Annotated in this window: 15 protein-coding genes; 10 read left to right on the top strand and 5 right to left on the bottom strand. The window is 70.9% G+C overall.

Translation table 11 applies throughout. The features are described from left to right. The first annotated feature begins 6 nt into the window (after window positions 1–6). The 6 genes from ACGFYN_RS24750 (at window position 7) to ACGFYN_RS24725 (ending at window position 5,169) form a co-directional block, all read left to right on the top strand. Window positions 7–1,029 carry a GlxA family transcriptional regulator gene (locus ACGFYN_RS24750; RefSeq protein WP_393868023.1) on the top strand — a complete coding sequence of 341 codons (1,023 nt, stop codon included), beginning with the start codon at window positions 7–9 and terminating at the stop codon, window positions 1,027–1,029. Beyond that, entirely contained in the window at window positions 1,026–1,532 is a 507-nt protein-coding gene (locus tag ACGFYN_RS24745) for a GNAT family N-acetyltransferase (RefSeq protein WP_393868022.1), read from the top strand. The genes ACGFYN_RS24750 and ACGFYN_RS24745 overlap by 4 nt, the downstream gene beginning before the upstream one ends. 75 nt (window positions 1,533–1,607) lie before the next feature. Further along, complete coding sequence (locus ACGFYN_RS24740; protein ID WP_393868021.1) at window positions 1,608–2,324, top strand: DsbA family oxidoreductase; 717 nt, start codon at window positions 1,608–1,610, stop codon at window positions 2,322–2,324. A gap of 113 nt (window positions 2,325–2,437) precedes the next feature. Continuing rightward, window positions 2,438–3,487 (top strand): aminotransferase class V-fold PLP-dependent enzyme, encoded by a 1,050-nt coding sequence (locus ACGFYN_RS24735; protein ID WP_393868020.1) that lies wholly within the window; start codon window positions 2,438–2,440, stop codon window positions 3,485–3,487. Window positions 3,488–3,527: 40 nt separating this feature from the next. Beyond that, entirely contained in the window at window positions 3,528–4,133 is a 606-nt protein-coding gene (locus tag ACGFYN_RS24730) for an RNA polymerase sigma factor (RefSeq protein ID WP_393868019.1), read from the top strand. 34 nt (window positions 4,134–4,167) lie between these two features. Further along, window positions 4,168–5,169, top strand: a complete 1,002-nt coding sequence (locus ACGFYN_RS24725) for a maleylpyruvate isomerase family mycothiol-dependent enzyme (RefSeq protein WP_393868018.1) — start codon at window positions 4,168–4,170, stop codon at window positions 5,167–5,169. Between the two features lie 39 nt (window positions 5,170–5,208). Here ACGFYN_RS24725 and thpD read toward each other — a convergent pair whose 3' ends face one another. The 5 genes from thpD to ACGFYN_RS24700 form a co-directional block, all read right to left on the bottom strand. Then, window positions 5,209–6,096 carry an ectoine hydroxylase gene (gene thpD / locus ACGFYN_RS24720; RefSeq protein WP_393868017.1) on the bottom strand — a complete coding sequence of 296 codons (888 nt, stop codon included), beginning with the start codon at window positions 6,094–6,096 and terminating at the stop codon, window positions 5,209–5,211. A gap of 6 nt (window positions 6,097–6,102) precedes the next feature. Further along, on the bottom strand, window positions 6,103–6,507 hold the full coding sequence (locus ACGFYN_RS24715; RefSeq protein WP_393868016.1) for an ectoine synthase: 405 nt from the start codon (window positions 6,505–6,507) through the stop codon (window positions 6,103–6,105). Between the two features lie 52 nt (window positions 6,508–6,559). Then, window positions 6,560–7,831 (bottom strand): diaminobutyrate--2-oxoglutarate transaminase, encoded by a 1,272-nt coding sequence (ectB, locus tag ACGFYN_RS24710; protein WP_393868015.1) that lies wholly within the window; start codon window positions 7,829–7,831, stop codon window positions 6,560–6,562. 122 nt (window positions 7,832–7,953) lie between these two features. Further along, window positions 7,954–8,469 carry a diaminobutyrate acetyltransferase gene (gene ectA / locus ACGFYN_RS24705; protein WP_393868014.1) on the bottom strand — a complete coding sequence of 172 codons (516 nt, stop codon included), beginning with the start codon at window positions 8,467–8,469 and terminating at the stop codon, window positions 7,954–7,956. A gap of 317 nt (window positions 8,470–8,786) precedes the next feature. Further along, complete coding sequence (locus tag ACGFYN_RS24700) at window positions 8,787–9,893, bottom strand: aminotransferase class V-fold PLP-dependent enzyme (RefSeq protein WP_393868013.1); 1,107 nt, start codon at window positions 9,891–9,893, stop codon at window positions 8,787–8,789. Between the two features lie 187 nt (window positions 9,894–10,080). Here ACGFYN_RS24700 and ACGFYN_RS24695 point away from each other — a divergent pair, with 187 nt between their 5' ends. From ACGFYN_RS24695 to ACGFYN_RS24680, 4 genes are read left to right on the top strand one after another with little or no spacing between them, the layout of a single operon-like run. Further along, window positions 10,081–10,929 (top strand): transporter substrate-binding domain-containing protein, encoded by an 849-nt coding sequence (locus tag ACGFYN_RS24695; protein ID WP_393868012.1) that lies wholly within the window; start codon window positions 10,081–10,083, stop codon window positions 10,927–10,929. Between the two features lie 4 nt (window positions 10,930–10,933). Then, the gene (locus tag ACGFYN_RS24690; RefSeq protein ID WP_393868011.1) at window positions 10,934–11,767 is read left to right on the top strand and encodes an amino acid ABC transporter permease; all 834 of its coding nucleotides are present in this window, start codon (window positions 10,934–10,936) and stop codon (window positions 11,765–11,767) included. Continuing rightward, window positions 11,764–12,573, top strand: coding sequence for an amino acid ABC transporter ATP-binding protein (locus tag ACGFYN_RS24685; protein WP_393868010.1), 810 nt, complete (start codon window positions 11,764–11,766; stop codon window positions 12,571–12,573). Before ACGFYN_RS24690 ends, ACGFYN_RS24685 begins: the two co-directional genes overlap by 4 nt. Window positions 12,574–12,616: 43 nt before the next feature. Beyond that, entirely contained in the window at window positions 12,617–13,708 is a 1,092-nt protein-coding gene (locus ACGFYN_RS24680) for an amidohydrolase family protein (RefSeq protein ID WP_393868009.1), read from the top strand. Window positions 13,709–13,871 lie beyond the last annotated feature (163 nt).

Below are 13,871 nucleotides of genomic sequence, written 5' to 3'. Positions count from 1 at the left end.
CTGGCCATGCCCGCGCACCGTATCGCCGTCATCGCGCCCTCGCCCGTCTCGATGTTCAACCTGGCCATCCCCGAGCTGCTGTTCGGCAAGGTCGAGGTGGACGGGCGGCCGGGCTACGAGGTGGTCATCTGCGCCGCCGAGCCGGGTCCCGTGCCCACCTCCGGCGGCCTCGACCTGTATGTGCGCCGCGGCCTCGACGCCGTGCACGAGGCGGACACCGTCGTGGTCGCGGGCACGGGCGCGCCCTACGAGCCGGACCCCCGCATCGTGGCCGCCGTCCGCGAGGCGGACGCCGCCGGAAAGCGGATCGCGTCGCTGTGCACCGGCGCCTTCCAGCTCGCCGAGGCGGGCCTGCTGCACGGCCGCCGGGCCACCACGTACTGGGCGCACGCCGAGGAGCTGCGCCGCCGCTACCCCCAGGTCGACCTCCAGGGCGACGTCCTCTACGTCCAGGACGGCCCCTACGTCACCGCCTCCGGTTACGCCGCCGGCATCGACCTGTGTCTGCACGTCATCCGCACCGACTACGGCGCCGCCGTCGCCAACGAGGTCGCCCGGCTCGCCCTCGTCGCCCCCGTACGCCCCGGCGGCCAGACCCAGTTCACCCACACCCCGCTGCCGCCCGAGCGCGGCGTCGTCTGCGCCGACACCCGCGGCTGGGCCATGCGCAACCTCGACAAGCCGCTCACCCTCGCCGACCTGGCCCGGCACGCGGGCGTCTCGGTGCGCACCCTCACCCGCCGATTCCACGCCGAGAACGGGGTGAGCCCCCTGCAGTGGCTGCTCCACCAGCGCATCGAGCGCGCCAAGGAGCTGCTGGAGACGACCGCCCTGCCGATGGACCAGGTGGCCCGTGCCTGTGGCCTGGGCACCGCCGACTCGCTGCGCGCCCACGTGGTCCGCCGCACCGGTCTGACGCCGAGCGCCTACCGGACGCAGTTCACCCGGCTCCAGCCGGCTGGAGCGCCCGGGAGGCGATCAGGAAAAGAGGGAACCGTGGCCGCCGGGGACACGTCCTCCGCTGCATGATCGAAGCGAACCGGACCGTCGACTCACTGATGATCAGAACCGCCCTGCCGGCCGAGGCCGCGGCCGTCGCCGAGCTCCATGCGCGCGCCCGCGCCACCTACTACCCGGACGGCCTGCCCGACGACGGCCTCGACTGGCCGGCGCTCTGGACGCAGGCCATCGCCCGCCCCGACGGCCAGGTCCTGTGCGCGGTCCGCGAGGGCCGCATGGTCGCCATCGCCTCCTTCCGCACCCCCGAGGGCGCCTGCGCGGAAACGGTCAAGCTGTTCCAGTTCCACGTCGATCCGGGCCACTGGCGCTCCGGCGTCGGCACCGCCCTGCACACCGCCTGCGTCGAGCAGTGGCGGGCCGACGCCAGGCGCACCGCCGTCCTCGACGTGCATGCCGGCAACCACCGCGCCCAGGCCTTCTACGCCGGCCAGGGCTGGGTACCGGATCCGGAGAACCCGCCCGCCGAGGACGACCACCACCTCTTCCTGCGCTTCCCGGTGCCGGGGGAATGATCCTCGCTGCTTGAACGTTCACGTACTGATCGGAGGGTGTCTCCGTATCCGTACGAGCGGGAGTGAGCCGAGAGCATGAAGGTCGAGATCTGGTCGGACATCGCCTGTCCCTGGTGCTACGTGGGCAAGGCCCGCTTCGAGAAGGCGCTGGCCGCCTTCCCGCACCGCGACCGGGTCGAGGTCGTGCACCGCTCCTTCGAGCTGGACCCGGGCCGCGCCAAGGGCGACGTCCAGCCGGTGCTGACGATGCTCACCAGGAAGTACGGCATGAGCGAGGCGCAGGCCCAGGCCGGCGAGGAGAACCTGGGCGCGCAGGCCGCCGCCGAGGGCCTGGACTATCGCACCCGCGACCGGGACCACGGCAACACCTTCGACATGCACCGCCTGCTGCACCTCGCCAAGGAGCGGGGCCGGCAGGACGAGCTGATCCAGGCCCTCTACCGGGCGAACTTCGCCGAGGAGCGCTCCGTCTTCTCCGAGGGCGACGAGCGGCTGGTCGAACTCGCCGTCGGGGCCGGACTCGAGGCCGAGGACGCGCGCAAGGTGCTCGCCGACCCCACCGCCTACGCCGACGAGGTCCGCACCGACGAGCGCGAGGCCGCCGAGCTCGGTGCGAACGGCGTGCCCTTCTTCGTCCTCGACCGCAAATACGGCGTCTCCGGCGCCCAGCCCGCCGAGGTCTTCACGCAGGCGCTGGCGCAGGCGTGGGGCGAGCGGTCCCCGCTGACGCTGATCGACGAGGGCGGCGCGCAGGCGTGCGGCCCCGACGGGTGCGCCGTTCCGCAGCAGTGATCGCGCAGGCCGCCGCAGAACCGCAGGTGGCGGCCCATGTATAAGCGTCACTTGGCGAAACCACGTAGAAATCGGCAATGGACTATGGGTTCCCGGGGGACCACAGTGGATCCATGGAAACCTTCGAGAGCCTCGTCCGTGCCGAGTTCGCCCCGAAGAACACCTACCTGAACACCGCGAGCACCGGGCTGCTGCCGGCCCGCACCGTGGCCGCCATGCGCACCGCCGTGGAGGCCGCCGCGGCCGGCGACCCGACCGACATGTTCGCGGACGTCGAGGCGAGCCGCGCCTCGTTCGCGCGGCTCGTCGGGGTGCCCGGGCGCCGGGTGGCCGCCGGAGCCTCGGTCGCCGTCTACAGCGGACTGATCGCCGCCTCCCTCCCGGCCGGTGCCGAAGTCCTCACCGCCGAGGGCGACTTCAGCTCGGTGGTCAACCCCTTCCACGTCCGCTCCGACCTCAAGGTGCGCAGCGTGCCGCTGGAGCGCGTCGCCGAGTCCGTGCGGCCCGGCACCGCGCTGGTCGCGGTCAGCGCCGTCCAGTCCGCCGACGGCCGCGTGGCCGACCTGCCCGCGATCAGGGAGGCGGCGCGCGAGCACGGGGCACGTACGTACGTCGACGCGTCCCAGGCCGCCGGGTGGCTGGACTTCGACGCGGACGCCCACGACTACTCCGCCTCCGTCGCCTTCAAGTGGCTCGTCTGCCCGCGCGGCGTGGCCTTCCTCGTCGTCCCGGAGGACTTCGGCGGACTCACGCCGCTGTTCGCCGGCTGGGTGGCGGGGGAGCATCCGTGGGACGCCTGCTACGGCCCCATCGACGAACTCGCCCACTCCGCACGGCGGTTCGACGAGAGCCCCGCCCTCTTCTCCTACGCGGGCGCCCGCCGTTCCCTGGAACTGCTGGAGGAAGCGGGACCGGACGCCGTGCGCGCCCACGACCTCGCCCTCGCCGACCGCTTCCGCGCCGGCCTCGCCTCCCTCGGCCACGAGCCCGTCCCGGCACCCGGTTCGCCGGTCGTGTCCGTCCCCGGCCTCGGCAGCCGCCAAGGCGATCTGAGCAGCGCCGGAGTGGAGGTCTCGAATCGCGCGGGCAACCTGCGTGCCGCCTTCCACCTCTACAACTCGGCCGCCGACGTCGACCGGCTGCTGGACGTTCTGTCCGCCTGAACCCCTGGCGCGGGCCCTGCCGGGACGCCAGGAAGGGCACGTGGAGTCCACGGGCACCTCCCCCGCACCCCGGCCCGCAGACGCGGAGCTGCACCGGCGCCTGGTGTACGGGGACGAGTCCGCGCTGGCCGAGGTCTACCAGGCGTACGGCTCCCTGGTGCGCCGGATCGCCGTGCGGGTCACCCGCAGCCCGGCCGCCGCGGAGGACGTGGCCCAGGAGGTCTTCGCCCAGCTGTGGAGCAGACCGTACGCCTACGACGCGGACCGGGGCAGCCTGCGCACCTGGCTGTCCGTGCTCGCCCACCGGCGGGCGGTGGACTGGGTGCGCAGCGAGGCCCGGCACCGCAAGGACGTGCGCGCCGACGACTCCGCGCTGCACGCCATCCCCGACGCCGCACCCGGCCCGGACGAGAAGGTCGTCGACCGCGAACGCTCGCTCCTGCTGCACTCGGCGCTCGCCGAACTCCCGCAGCCGCAGCGGGAGGTGGTGCATCTCGCCTACTTCGCGGGCCGCACCTACCGGCAGGCCGCCGTCGAACTCGGCATCCCCGAGGGCACCGCCAAGACCCGTCTGCGCACGGCTTTACGCTCCTTGGCCGAGACTTTGGCCGACCCTCCCGACCCCGCGCTGGAACGAGGCGCATGATGGCGACACGGCAAGCCGGGAAGGGAGGCCCGCGGTGACCGAGCACGACGGCGTACGCGACCTGCTGGCGGCCTGGGCCTTCGGCGCGCTCCCGCCGGACGAGGAAAAGGCCGTCCCCGGGCACCTCGCCGAGTGCGAGAGCTGCGCGGCGGAGGCGGAGCGCCTGCGCGAGACGGTACGGCTGCTGGAGGGGCCGGCCCCGAACGGCTCGCAGGCACCGCCCGCCCACGACGTACTGGCCGCCGCCCTGCGCGCCCGCCCCGCGGCACCCCCGGTCGCCGTGCACGCCGCTCCCTACGCGGCCGCGGTCGCCGGGCTGAAGGCGCTGCTGCCGGAGGCGGAGGGCCGCTGGAGCACACCCGTCGTGCACGACTGGGACGTGCACGCCACCGTGGCCCATCTGCTCGCCGCCGACGAGCCGCTCGCCGGGCGGCTCGGCATCGCGGCGCGCGTCCCGGCCGCCGCGGCCGCCGAGGACGTGAGCTGGGTGGAGGTGTGGAACCGCCGCAGCGCCGAGGTCATCGCGCACGAGCACGGCCGTGCCCCCGCGGACACGGTCGCCGACTGGGCGGCGCAGGCCGCCGCCCTGCTCGCCGCGCCCGAGGCCCGCGAACCCGAACTCGCCGCCAGGGCGACGATGTTGATGGGCGTCCGGCTGCCCGTCGCCGACCACTACGTCGTGCGCGCCTTCGAGACCTGGATCCACACCGACGACCTCGGCCGTGCCCTCGGCCACGCCGTGCCCCCGCCGCCCGCCGGGTACCTGGGGCAGCTGGTGCGGCTGGCCGTCCGCGTCCTCGGCCTGGCCCTCGGTCCCGCCGCGCCGCCGGTGCTGTTCGCCGTGGACGGCGGTGAGCAGTGGGTGCTCGGCTCGGAGGACGAACCGGTGCACGCCGAACTCGCCCTGGACCCGGTCGAGTTCTGCCTCCTGGTCGGCGGCCGCCGGACGCCGGACGAGGTGCCCCGCCGCGCCGCGGGGGACGAGGGCGCGGTCAGGAACGTACTGGAGCGGGCGGCGTCACTGTCGTGGCTGTGAAGCCAGTGACGCCGCCCGCTCCGGAACCGCTGAGCCCGGCTACTTCACCGGGGTGAAGTCGCGCGCCCCGATGAACTCGGGCCGCCGCACGGGAGCCGCGAACGGCTCGACCGCGGCGTTCTCCACGCTGTTGAACACGATGAAGACGTTGCTGCGCGGGAACGGCGTGATGTTGTCACCCGAGCCGTGCATGCAGTTGCAGTCGAACCACGTCGCCGAACCGGCCTTGCCGGTGAACAGCTTGATGCCGTAGTCGCTCGCCATGGCGGTCAGCGCCTCGTCCGAGGGCGTGCCCGCGTCCTGCATCTGCAGCGACTGCTTGTAGTTGTCCTTGGGCGTCTCGCCCGAGCAGCCCAGGAACGTCCTGTGCGAGCCCGGCATGATCATGAGGCCGCCGTTGGTGTCGTAGTTCTCGGTCAGCGCGATCGAGACGGACACCGTGCGCATGTTGGGCAGGCCGTCCTCGGCGTGCCAGGTCTCGAAGTCCGAGTGCCAGTAGAAGCCGCTGGCCCCGAAACCGGGCTTGACGTTGATCCGCGACTGGTGGACGTACACGTCCGAGCCGAGGATCTGCCGTGCCCGGCCCACGACCCGCTCGTCGCGCACCAGGTTCGCGAACACCTCGCTGATCTTGTGCACCTCGAAGACCGAGCGGATCTCCTTGGACTTCGGCTCGACGATCGAGCGCTCGTCCGCGCGGATCCGCGGGTCGGTGACGAGCCGCTCCAGCTCCTGGGCGTAGAGCGGGACCTCGTCCGGCGTGATCAGCTGGTCGATGGCGAGGAACCCGTCGCGCTCGAACGACTGGAGTTCGGCCGCCGCGATCGGGCCCGGTGTGTCGGGGGAACCCCAGACGACCGGGTCCTTGCGCGGGACGGACACTTCGCCGGGGCCGCGGCTTGGATAGAGATCAGTGATGGTGGTCATGTGATGTCACACCTCCTCGGGCTCGGTGAGCAGCGGGTAGACGCCGTTCTCGTCGTGGTCCTCCCGTCCGGTGACGGGCGGGTTGAAGACACAGATGCAGTGGAAGTCCTCCTTGACCTTGAGCGTGTGCCGCTCGTGGCCGTTGAGGAGGTACATCGTGCCGGGCGTGATGTGGTACGTCTTCCCGGTCTCGCGGTCGGTCAACTCGGCGTCGCCCTGCGTGCAGACGACGGCCTCGATGTGATTCGCGTACCACATGCTGGTCTCGGTACCCGCGTACAGGATCGTCTCGTGAACCGAGAAGCCGACCCTCTCCTTGGCGAGGACGATCCTTTTGCTTTCCCAGGTGCCGGACGCGGACTTCACATGCCGGTCGGTGCCTTCGATCTCCTTGAACGAACGGACGATCACGGTGGTGCCTTGCCTCCTAGATGATGCCCAGAAACGGGGCTTTCTCGGTTGTTCAGGCGGACTCGCGCACGGCGCGGGCGAGGATGCTGAGCCCCTCGTCCAGTTCTTCCGCCGTGACGGTGAGCGCCGGGAGGAGTTTGACGACCTCGCTCTCCGGGCCCGAGGTCTCGATGAGCAGCCCCAGCTCGAAGGCGCGCCGGGCGATCCGGCCCGCGCGCTCCTTGTCGTGGAACTCCATGCCCCAGACGAGACCGCGGCCCCGGTACTCCTTGACGGCGGCGGGGTTCTCCTCGGTGATGGCGGCGAAGGCCTGCTCGACCTGCTCGCCGCGGGCACGGGTCTGCTTCTCCATCGCCGACCCGTCCGCCCAGTACGCCTCCAGAGTGGCCGTGGCCGTGACGAAGGCGGGATTGTTGCCGCGGAAGGTGCCGTTGTGCTCGCCCGGCTCCCAGACGTCCAGCTCGGGCTTGAACAGGCACAGCGACATCGGCAGTCCGTAGCCGCTGATGGACTTCGACACGGTGACGATGTCCGGCGTGATGCCGGCCTCCTCGAACGAGAAGAACGCACCGGTGCGGCCGCAGCCCATCTGGATGTCGTCGACGATGAGCAGCATGTCCTGGCGCTCGCACAGCTCGGCCAGCGCACGCAGCCACTCGGGACGCGCGACGTTGATGCCGCCCTCGCCCTGCACGGTCTCGACGATCACGGCGGCGGGCTTGTTGAGCCCGGAGCCCTGGTCCTCCAGGAGCCGCTCGAACCACAGGAAGTCCGGGACCTGGCCGTCGAAGTAGTTGTCGAACGGCATGGGCGTGCCGTGCACCAGCGGGATGCCGGCGCCGGCCCGCTTGAAGGCGTTGCCGGTGACGGCGAGGGAGCCGAGCGACATGCCGTGGAAGGCGTTGGTGAAGGACACGATGGCCTCGCGGCCCTTCACCTTCCGGGCGAGCTTGAGCGCCGACTCGACGGCGTTGGTGCCCGTCGGGCCCGGGAACATGACCTTGTACGGCAGGTCGCGCGGCCGCAGCACAACGTCCTGGAAGGTCTGCAGGAAGGCCCGTTTGGCGGTGGTCGACATGTCGAGCCCGTGCGTGACGCCGTCCCGCTCCAGGTAGTCGATCAACGCCCGTTTCAGGACGGGGTTGTTGTGCCCGTAGTTGAGTGAGCCGGCCCCGGCGAAGAAGTCCAGGTACTCATGGCCGTCCTCGTCGTACATGCGGCTGCCCAGCGCACGGTCGAAGACGGTGGGCCAGCCGCGGCAGTAGCTGCGCACCTCGGACTCGAGGGTCTCGAAGACGCTGAGGTCGGGCTGGGTGATGGTCACGACGATTCGCTCCTCGTTACGTGGGGGAGTGCGTGGGGGTCGTCAGGGTCTGTGGAAGTCTTCGTCGACTTCGCCGAAGTCCTCGGTGACTTCGGAGGGAGATCAGGGGAGATCGGGGGAGATCAGAGGGAGAGGGGACCGATGCGGTACAGCACCTCGGGGTCGTGCGGCCCGTCGGGGAACAGGCCCGTGTCGAAGAGCACCTCGCGCTCCACCGCGGCGCCGTGCCGCTCGGCGAACGAGGTGAAAAGACGCTCGGAGGCGGTGTTGCCGGGCGTGATGGTGGTCTCCACGGCGGTTATCCGGTGCTCGCCGGAGCTGCGCGCCACCAGCCCGTCGAGGAGCGTGGCGGCGAGCCCGCGTCCTCGGTACGCCTCGTCCACCGCCACCTGCCAGACGAGCAGGGTGCGCGGGCGGTCCGGCCTTACGTATCCGGTCACGAAGCCGACCGCCTCCCCGCGCCCGTCGCGTGCCACGGCGGTGGTGCCCGCGAAGTCGCGGCACCACAGCAGATAGCTGTACGACGAGTTCAGGTCGAGTGTCTTCGAGTCCCGGGCGATCCGCCACAGCGCGGCGCCGTCCGTCACCGACGGACGATCTATTTGCAGTTCTGCTCGGTCTGCGTGTGCGGCAGTCATGTGAATTGAACTTACCGATGGAAAATCTAAAATGCATGGCGGAATGGGGTTACGCCTGAGCGTGCGATGTGTTATCGCGCGAGCGCGAGTCGCGCCCGAAAAGACGGGCGATTACGCCCATTTTGCGCGGTGAATAAGGGGCGAACCGGACACAGTGTGTAACGCGTCACAGAGGTCTAATCCTCACGAGATCCGCCCGAAATGCACCCGTTGGCGTTCGCGGAATCTTTGCGTTTAGGATGAAAAAAAGCGGGCAGAAGAATACGGGGAGCTGCCCCCGATAAACCTCGAAAACATTATCACTAATGGCGCCGAATTCAGGGCTGTCGCCAGGAGTTCTCGACCGCGCGCCGCGCCTTTTCCAGGTCCACCGGCAGCCCCTTCTCCGCCAGTGCGGCGCCCAGCGCCGCCAGTGACGCCTGGACCGCGCCCACCGTGGCGTCGGGGCCGTAGTGGTTGACGCGGATCATCTCCGCGGCCAGGGCGCCACCGCCCGCGGCCAGCGGGAGCGCGGGGTCGGACTCCAGCGCCCGTGCCACCAGCTCCGACGCGGCGACCCCGGCCGGCGCCCGCAGCGTCGTGGCGACCGGGGCCGCTTCCCGGTCCTGGTGGACGTACGGCTCCAGCCCGCCGCCGAGGGCCAGGGCGCCCGCCCGCGCCGCCGCGGCGGCGGACGCGTGCCGGGCCATCACCGTCTCGATCCCGGCCGCCTCGATCCGCTCCACGCACGCCTGCAGCGCCAGCATCTCCAGCTGCGCCGGCGCGTGCAGCAACGCCTTGCGGCCGCCGTCGATCCAGCGCTCCTTCCAGTCCAGCAGGGAGAGGTAGGAGCGGCGCGGCGCGCCGGGGTTCGCGGCCATCCGCGCCCACGCCCGCTCGCTCACCGACACCGCCGAGACGCCGGCGGGCCCGCCCATCGCCTTCTGCGCGCCGATGACGCACAGGTCCACGCCCCACTCGTCCGGGAGCACCGGCTCCGCGCCGATCGACGCCACCGCGTCCAGGTAGAACAGCGCCCCCTGCTCCCGTACGGCCTCCCCGATCTCCGCGACCGGATTGGTGTTGCCGGTCGCGGCCTCCGCGTGCACCAGCGACACGAAGTCGATCCCCGGATGCTCGGCGCAGGCCTCCCGGATCCGGTCGGCGCTCACCGCCGTGTGGAAGGGCACCGCCAGGTCGATCACGGTCGCCCCGCAGTCCCGCAGCCAGTTGCCGAAGGTCTGGCCGTACGGACCCGTGACGACGTTCAGCGCGGTCGTCCCCGGCCCGGCGGTCCCGCGGATCGCCCCCTCCAGCGGCAGCAGCGCCTCACCCTGCATGATCACGACGTCCTGCCCGGTGGCGAGCAGTTTCGCCACGCGGTCCTCGATCGAGGCGAAGTGCGCGGCGCTCATCGGGGGCAGGTCGAGGAAGGGGTGGGTCACGGCGTGCTCTCTTCGCTCACGAGTGGTCGACTTCCGTCGAGGGTATCCGGCATGTATCCGCCACTTTGATCCCTCCGTGCACTTGAGACTTCCTAGGCCGGACAGCCCCTCGACCATGGGTTTGGTTTGAGAGGCTCAAACCTCTCCTTATAATCGGAACCCACAGTTCCCCCACAGGAGGCACCCCGTGCAGATCTTCTCCGGGCGCCGGACCCGCGTTCTGGCCGCCACCACCGCGACGGCCGGGCTGGTGCTCGTGGCCGCCTGCACATCGAGCGGCAACGGCGGCAGCGGGAGCAAGACGGCCGCCGGCGGGGTCGAACTCGTCAAGGCCGGACAGCTCACCACGTGCACGCACCTGCCGTACCCGCCCTTCCAGTCGGAGATCAACGGCAAGGTGCAGGGCTTCGACGTGTCGATGATCGACCTCGTCGCCAAGAACCTCGGCGTGAAGCAGCAGATCCTCGACACGCCCTTCGAGAACTTCAAGACCGGCGCATTCCTCAACTCCGGCGAGTGCGACCTGGCCGCGGCCGGCATGACGATCACCGCCGAGCGCAAGAAGAACGTCGACTTCTCCGACCCGTACTTCGACGCCACCCAGGCCCTGATGGTCGCCAAGGACAGCGGCATCACCTCGCTCGCCGACGCGAAGGCCAAGAAGGTCAAGCTCGGCGCCCAGGCGCAGACCACCGGCGAGGACTACGCGAAGAAGCAGGGCTTCGACCCGGTCTCCTTCGAGTCCTCCGACGCGGTCCTCAACGGCCTGCGCACCGGCCAGGTCAAGGCCGTCGTCATCGACTACCCGGTGGTCCAGGGCTGGCTGAAGGACAAGGCCAACGCCGCGTACAAGGTCGCCGACAACATCAACACCGGTGAGCAGTACGGCTTCACGGTGAAGAAGGGCAACACCAAGCTCCTCGCCGCCGTCAACAAGGCCATCAAGGACGCCAAGGCCGACGGCACCTACAAGAAGCTGTACGAGAAGTGGATCGGCCCGTACGACACCTCCGCCGCCTCTCCGTCCGCATCCTGACCTCATGACCGATACGGACGTACGGCTCCAGCCGAGGAAAAAGGGCCTGACACGGCGGCAGAAGCGCAGTCTGTCGCGCGGCGTGCAGTACGTCGTCTTCGTCGCGGCCGTGATCGCCTTCGCGGTCTCGGCCGACTGGGGACGGCTCAAGAACCAGTTCGCGCAGGGCAGCATCGCCAAGCAGATGTTCCCCGACGTCATCACGCTGGCGCTGAAGAACACCGTGCTGTATACGCTGTCCGGCTTCGTCGTCGGACTGGCGCTCGGCATGCTGATCGCGCTGATGCGGCTGTCGTCGGTGGGCCCCTACCGCTGGCTGGCGGGCATCTACATCGAGATCTTCCGCGGCCTGCCCGCCCTGCTGATCTTCATCTTCATCGGGGTCGCGGTGCCGCTGGCCTTCCCCGGCACGGAGATCGTCGGCGGCACGTACGGCAAGGTCGCCCTCGCACTCGGCCTGGTCGCCGCCGCCTACATGGCCGAGACGATCCGGGCGGGCATCCAGGCGGTGCCCAAGGGACAGCTGGAGGCGGCCCGTTCACTGGGCTTCTCGCCCGCCCGCGCCATGATCTCGATCGTCGTCCCGCAGGCGTTCCGCATCATCCTGCCGCCGCTGACCAACGAACTCGTCCTGCTCTTCAAGGACTCCTCGCTGGTGCTGTTCCTCGGCGTCACCCTGGAGGAGCGCGAACTGTCCAAGTACGGGCGGGACCTGGCCAGCACGACCGCCAACTCCACGCCGATCCTGGTCGCCGGCCTGTGCTACCTGCTGGTGACCATCCCGCTCGGCTTCGTCGTACGACGCATGGAGGCCAAGGCCCAGGAGGCCGTGAAATGAGCGAGAAGCCGCTCGGTGCGGGCCCGGAGATCGAAGTACGCGGCCTGCACAAGTCGTTCGGCGACAACGAGGTGCTGCGCGGCATCGACCTGGAGATCGGCCGGGGCGAGGTGGTGTGCGTCATCGGCCCGTCCGGCTCCGGCAAGTCGACGCTGCTGCGCTGTGTGAACCTCCTGGAGGAGCCGACCAAGGGCCAGGTCTTCGTCGGCGGCACCGAACTCACCGACCCGGACGTCGACATCGACGCCGTACGCCGCCGTATCGGCATGGTCTTCCAGCAGTTCAACCTCTTCCCGCACCTGACGGTGACCGAGAACCTCACGCTGCCGCAGCGCCGGGTGCTCAGGCGGGGCAAGGCGGAGGCCGCGCGGGTGGCCGCCGAGAACCTGGAGCGGGTGGGCCTGTCGGAGAAGGCGGACGCCTATCCCGCCTCCCTCTCCGGCGGCCAGCAGCAGCGGGTGGCGATCGCCCGCTCGCTGTCGATGGGACCCGAGGTGATGCTGTTCGACGAGCCGACGTCGGCGCTCGACCCGGAGCTGGTCGGGGACGTGCTCGCGGTGATGCGCATGCTCGCGCGCGAGGGCATGACGATGATGGTCGTCACCCATGAGATGACCTTCGCGCGTGAGGTCGCCGACCGGGTCGTCTTCATGGACGGCGGCGTGATCGTCGAGGACGGCGCCCCCGCCCAGGTCATCGGCGACCCCCGCCACGACCGCACCCGCCACTTCCTCTCCCGGCTCCTCGACCCGGCGATGGCGGACGTCGAGGAGGAGACGTCGGACCAGGTGGGCAAGGACGGCTAGGGCCTTTCGCGACGGGCCCCGGCCGGGTCATTAGGGTGCAGGCATGAGCGATCGCGCTGTGCTGCACGTGAAGGGCCGGATCCTGGCCGGGCCCGACGACGTCCGGGACGAGCTGTGGGTGGTCGGCGGGCGGATCTCCTACGACCGCCCCGCGGGTGGCCGCGACGTCCGCACCGTCGAGGGCTGGGTGCTGCCCGGCCTCGTCGACGCCCACTGCCACGTCGGTCTCGGCCCGCACGGCCCGGTCGAGCAGGACGTCGCCGAGAAGCAGGCGCTGACCGACCGGGACGCGGGCACGCTGCTCATCCGGGACGCCGGCTCGCCCTCGGACACCCGCTGGGTGGACGACCGCGAGGACCTGCCGAAGATCGTCCGGGCCGGCCGGCACATCGCCCGCACCCGCCGCTACATCCGGGGCTACGCCTGGGAGATCGAGCCGCAGGACCTGGTCGCGTACGTCGCCCAGGAGGCCCGCCGCGGCGACGGCTGGGTGAAGCTGGTCGGCGACTGGATCGACCGCGAGGTCGGCGATCTGTCCCCCAGCTGGCCGCGGGACGCGGTCGAGGCGGCCATCGCCGAGGCCCACCGCCTGAACGCCCGCGTCACCGCGCACTGCTTCGCCGAGAACTCCCTGAAGGACCTGGTCGAGGCGGGCATCGACTGCATCGAGCACGCGACCGGCCTCACCGACGAGCTGATCCCGCTCTTCGCCGAGCGCGGCGTCGCGATCGTCCCGACCCTCGTCAACATCGCCACCTTCCCGGAGCTCGCGGACGGCGGCGAGGCCAGGTTCCCGCAGTGGTCGGCCCATATGCGGCGGCTGTACGAGCGCCGCTACGACACCGTGCGCAACGCCTACGACGCCGGGATCCCGGTGTACGTCGGCACCGACGCCGGCGGTCACCTCGCCCACGGCCTGGTCGCGGGCGAGGTGGCGGAGCTGGTCACCGCGGGCATCCCGCCGATCGAGGCGCTGTCGGCGACGACCTGGGGCGCGCGGCGGTGGCTCGGCAGGCCCGGACTGGACGAGGGGGCGCCGGCCGACCTCGTCGTCTACGAGCACGATCCGCGGGCCGACGTACGTGTACTCGCCGCCCCTCGGCGGGTAGTGGTGAACGGGCGGCCCTTCGCGTAGTGGGCACCTGGTCGACACGGCCGGTCGACACGGCCGGTTGACGGGGCGCACGCCGTCCGTGCGCCGGTGCGCCGGCCGTCGTACGCCCGCAAGAGGCGGTGCGGCGGTGAAAGAGTGGAACGCCTGTGCCGCGCGAATCGAAAATTTTCACGGGGAACGCACG

The sequence above is a fragment of the Streptomyces sp. NPDC048419 genome, assembly GCF_043200415.1.
GTDB lineage: Bacteria > Actinomycetota > Actinomycetes > Streptomycetales > Streptomycetaceae > Streptomyces.
Note: the sequence above shows the minus strand (reverse complement) of the source record. Positions and strands in the feature narration are given on the sequence as shown.